Annotated in this window: 4 protein-coding genes and 1 pseudogene; all 5 read right to left on the bottom strand. The window is 69.7% G+C overall.

The window, feature by feature from the left end:
- Positions 1-169 (bottom strand): annotated as a pseudogene (locus AC1DOC_RS25775) (sll0787 family AIR synthase-like protein); the annotation flags it as partial.
- Complete coding sequence (locus AC1DOC_RS25770) at positions 166-726, bottom strand: MSMEG_0567/Sll0786 family nitrogen starvation N-acetyltransferase (RefSeq protein WP_478083970.1); 561 nt, start codon at positions 724-726, stop codon at positions 166-168. The gene AC1DOC_RS25770 and the pseudogene AC1DOC_RS25775, both read right to left, overlap by 4 nt.
- Before the next feature lie 2 nt (positions 727-728).
- The gene (locus AC1DOC_RS25765; protein WP_478084002.1) at positions 729-1811 is read right to left on the bottom strand and encodes an MSMEG_0568 family radical SAM protein; all 1083 of its coding nucleotides are present in this window, start codon (positions 1809-1811) and stop codon (positions 729-731) included.
- The gene (locus AC1DOC_RS25760; protein WP_478079599.1) at positions 1774-2826 is read right to left on the bottom strand and encodes a Nit6803 family nitrilase; all 1053 of its coding nucleotides are present in this window, start codon (positions 2824-2826) and stop codon (positions 1774-1776) included. The genes AC1DOC_RS25765 and AC1DOC_RS25760 overlap by 38 nt, the downstream gene beginning before the upstream one ends.
- Before the next feature lie 145 nt (positions 2827-2971).
- Positions 2972-3261 (bottom strand): MSMEG_0572/Sll0783 family nitrogen starvation response protein (locus AC1DOC_RS25755; RefSeq protein WP_478130763.1); only part of this gene is annotated, 290 nt, incomplete at its 5' end.

Below are 3261 nucleotides of genomic sequence, written 5' to 3'. Positions count from 1 at the left end.
CGTCGGGGATGGCCGCACAGTCGTCGCCGATGGGCACGGCCTGCGCGAGCGCGGCATGGCCGCCGGGCAGCGACCGGCCGAGCGCCGACACCACGTCGCTGATGTCGCGCTTGTGGGCGAAGCCGCGCGTGGCGCGCAGTGCTTCGGCGATGGCGTGGACATCGGTCATGACAGCCCCTTCGCGCGCGTGACGAAGCCGCTCACCGGGTCGTGGCAGGGCGGGTAGAAGGCGAGCCCGGCCTGCATGCGCGCATGCGGACGGCCGTGGATGGCGCTCTCCTCGAGAAGCTGCCAGCCGAGCTTCTGGAACAGCGGCACGTTCTGCATCTGCACCTGCGCGAAGAACGCGTCGCAGCCCAGCGCGTTGGCGCGCGACACCGCGAGCCGTATCAGCGTGGCGCCCAGGTGGCCCTGGCTGCGGAACGCGGGATGCACCGCGAGGCGCGAGCCCCACCATTCGCCCGGCGCCTCGCCGCGGTGGATGCGCACCGTGCCCACCACCTGCTCGGGCATGCCGCCGTTGCACGACATGGCGACCAGCAGCCGCGCATGGCCGTCGGTGGCGTCGCGGTCGTCGCGCGCGAAGATGCCCTGCTCGATGCAGAACACCGCGCGGCGCAGCGCCATGGCTTCGTCGCGCTCCCACTGCTGCGCCGCTTCGCGCACCAGGTATTCGACCGGCGCGTAGTGCGGGTCGAGTTCGCTGAGGTCGTCGATGCACAGCATGGTCAGCTTTCGCTTTCTTTTTCGTAGACCGAGAGCGACGAGCAGGCGCCGCACTTGCCGCAGCCCGCCTTGATGTCGGCCGAGCGCAGGCCCGCGGCGACCACGCGCTCGCCCAGCGGGGCCAGCAGCGACTTCATGAATTCCGGAGACGGTGCGGGATGGTCCTCGAGCGGCGTGCCGCTGATCGGTACGAAGGGCACGACGAAGGGGTACACACCGCGCGCGAGCAGCTGGTCGCAGGTGTCCAGGATGGCCTCGCGCGTGTCGCCCAGCCCGGCCAGGATGTAGGTGCTGACCTGGCCGCGCCCGAACACGCGCACGGCCGCCTCGAAGGCGCTCATGTAGCGCGAGACCGGCACGCTGGCCTTGCCCGGCATGATGCGTTCGCGCACCTCGGGCGTGACCACCTCCAGGTGCATGCCCAGCGTGTCGATGCCCGCGGCCTTCATGCGGTGGAACCACTGGTCGTCGTCGGGCGGCTCGCACTGGCCCTGGATCGGAATGTCGACCGCGGCCTTGATCGCGAAGGCGCTCTCGCAGAGGATGGCCGCGCCGCGGTCGGTGGCGTTGGGCGTGCCGGTGGTCATCACCATGTGCTTCACGCCGTCGAGCAGCACGGCCGCGCGCGCCACCTCGGCCAGCTGCTCGGGCGTCTTGCGCGTGATGGTGCGGCCGGCCGCGAGCGACTGGCCGATTGCGCAGAACTTGCAGCTCTTTTTGCGGCTCTCGTAGCGGATGCAGCTCTGCAGCACCGTGGTGGCGAGCACGTCGCTGCCGTGCAGCGTGGCAATGTGCGAATAGGGCACGCCGTCGAAGGTCTGCATCGCGTAGAAGCGCGGCTGCTTCGGAAAGCTGATGCTCGCAATGGGAATGCTGCCGCGCATCACGCGGCTCACGCCCTTTGCATCCGGCGCCTCGGCCGTGAACGGCGAATGCCAGGCGCTCGAAGTGTGGACCGGCACCATGATCGTGTGGCCGTCCACCGTCACGGCCTTGTGGTCTGACGGGCCCGCACCGCCGCGGCGGCTTGCCACGCCGGCCGAAGGATCAACCAGCCGCAACCCGAAGGACTGGAGCTCGGTCATCAGCTGCCGGCTGTCCGGCGGGATCGTCGTGGTGATGGTGGTCATGGTCGGGGCTCCGTTGAGCGAGGGGTTGCGTGGGATGCATCGGCACAGTGGTCTGCGCCGGCCGGTCGTTGATGGCGAGCGACAGCAGCTCGGGCCGCGCGTAGTGGCCGACCGAATCCATCATTCGCTTGCGCTTGGCGATCAGCGCCATGTCGAGATCGGCCACCACCATGCCTTCGCCCTCGGTGAGCGGCGGCGCAAGGTGCTTGCCCTCGGGCGAGACGATGGCGGTGTGGCAGCCGCCGCGCAGCGCCTTCTGCAGGCTGGCGTCGGGCGTCACGCTGCGGATCTGTTCGTCGCTGAGCCAGCCGGTGGCGTTGACCACGAAGCAGCCCGACTCCAGTGCGTGGTGGCGGATGGTCACTTCCATCTGCTCCGCGAAGACCGGGCCCACCAGCGAGCCCGGGAACTGCGCGCAGTGGATCTCCTCGTGCTGCGCCATCAGGGCGTAGCGCGCGAGCGGGTTGTAGTGCTCCCAGCAGGCGAGCGCGCCAACGCGGCCGACGGCGGTGTCGACCACCTTGAGGCCGGCGCCGTCCCCCTGGCCCCACACCATGCGCTCGTGGTACGTCGGCGTGATCTTGCGGCGCTTGAGCACCAGCGTGCCGTCGGCATCGAACACCAGCTGCGTGTTGTAGAGGCTGCCGTGGTCGCGCTCGTTCACGCCCAGCACCACGACCATGCCGTGATGCCGCGCACGCTCGGCCACGGCCTGCGTGACCGGCCCCGGCACCACCACCGCGCGCTCCGCCAGCGCGAGGTGCGGCGCACCCTGCAGCACCGGCGGCAGCACGAAGCTGAAGTAGGGGTAGTAGGGCACGAAGGTCTCGGGGAATACAGCCAGCTGCGCGCCCTTGGCCGCGGCCTCGTCGATGGCGCCGCACACCCGCTCGAGCGTGCCGTCGGGCCGGTCGAAGTCGGGCGCGATCTGGATCGCCGCGGCACGCACGATGCGGGGTGAAGAGCTCATGGGCACCCCCTGTTCGCAGCGGCAAGCGAAGCGAAGCCAATTCGTGGAACACCGCAGAACCGGCTTTGCCGGGCTGCTGGTGTTGCCCCCGGCGAGGGGGTTGGCGAAGCGACACGAAGTGCGCGAAGACTGGGGGTGGACATGTTTACAGCGTCCAGGTGTCCAGGATCACGGCGCCGGCCTTCTTGTGCAGCAGCACCAGGTCCAGCACGTCGAGCGGGTTGATCGGCGTGATGCCCTCGATCAGCGCGCCCTCGCCGTGGCCGTACAGCGCCTGCAGCGCGAAGCGGCACGCATACACCTTGCCGCCTTCCTCCATGAACTTGCTGATCTGCTTGTTGAAGTTCTGGTGGCCCGGAAAGGCCTCGTCGCCCAGCGTCGGAAAGCCGCGCTGCACGCCCAGCGTCACGCCGGGGCCGTACAGCAGCACCGAGG

Source organism: Variovorax sp. 01T439_2 (assembly GCF_056398445.1).
Note: the sequence above shows the minus strand (reverse complement) of the source record. Positions and strands in the feature narration are given on the sequence as shown.

What these genes read in the sequence shown, in the direction of transcription:
- AC1DOC_RS25770 (WP_478083970.1), bottom strand. Translation starts at nt 726, where the DNA reads ATGCTGTGCATCGACGACCTCAGCGAACTCGACCCGCACTACGCGCCG.
- AC1DOC_RS25765 (WP_478084002.1), bottom strand. Translation starts at nt 1,811, where the DNA reads ATGACCGAGCTCCAGTCCTTCGGGTTGCGGCTGGTTGATCCTTCGGCC.
- AC1DOC_RS25760 (WP_478079599.1), bottom strand. Translation starts at nt 2,826, where the DNA reads ATGAGCTCTTCACCCCGCATCGTGCGTGCCGCGGCGATCCAGATCGCG.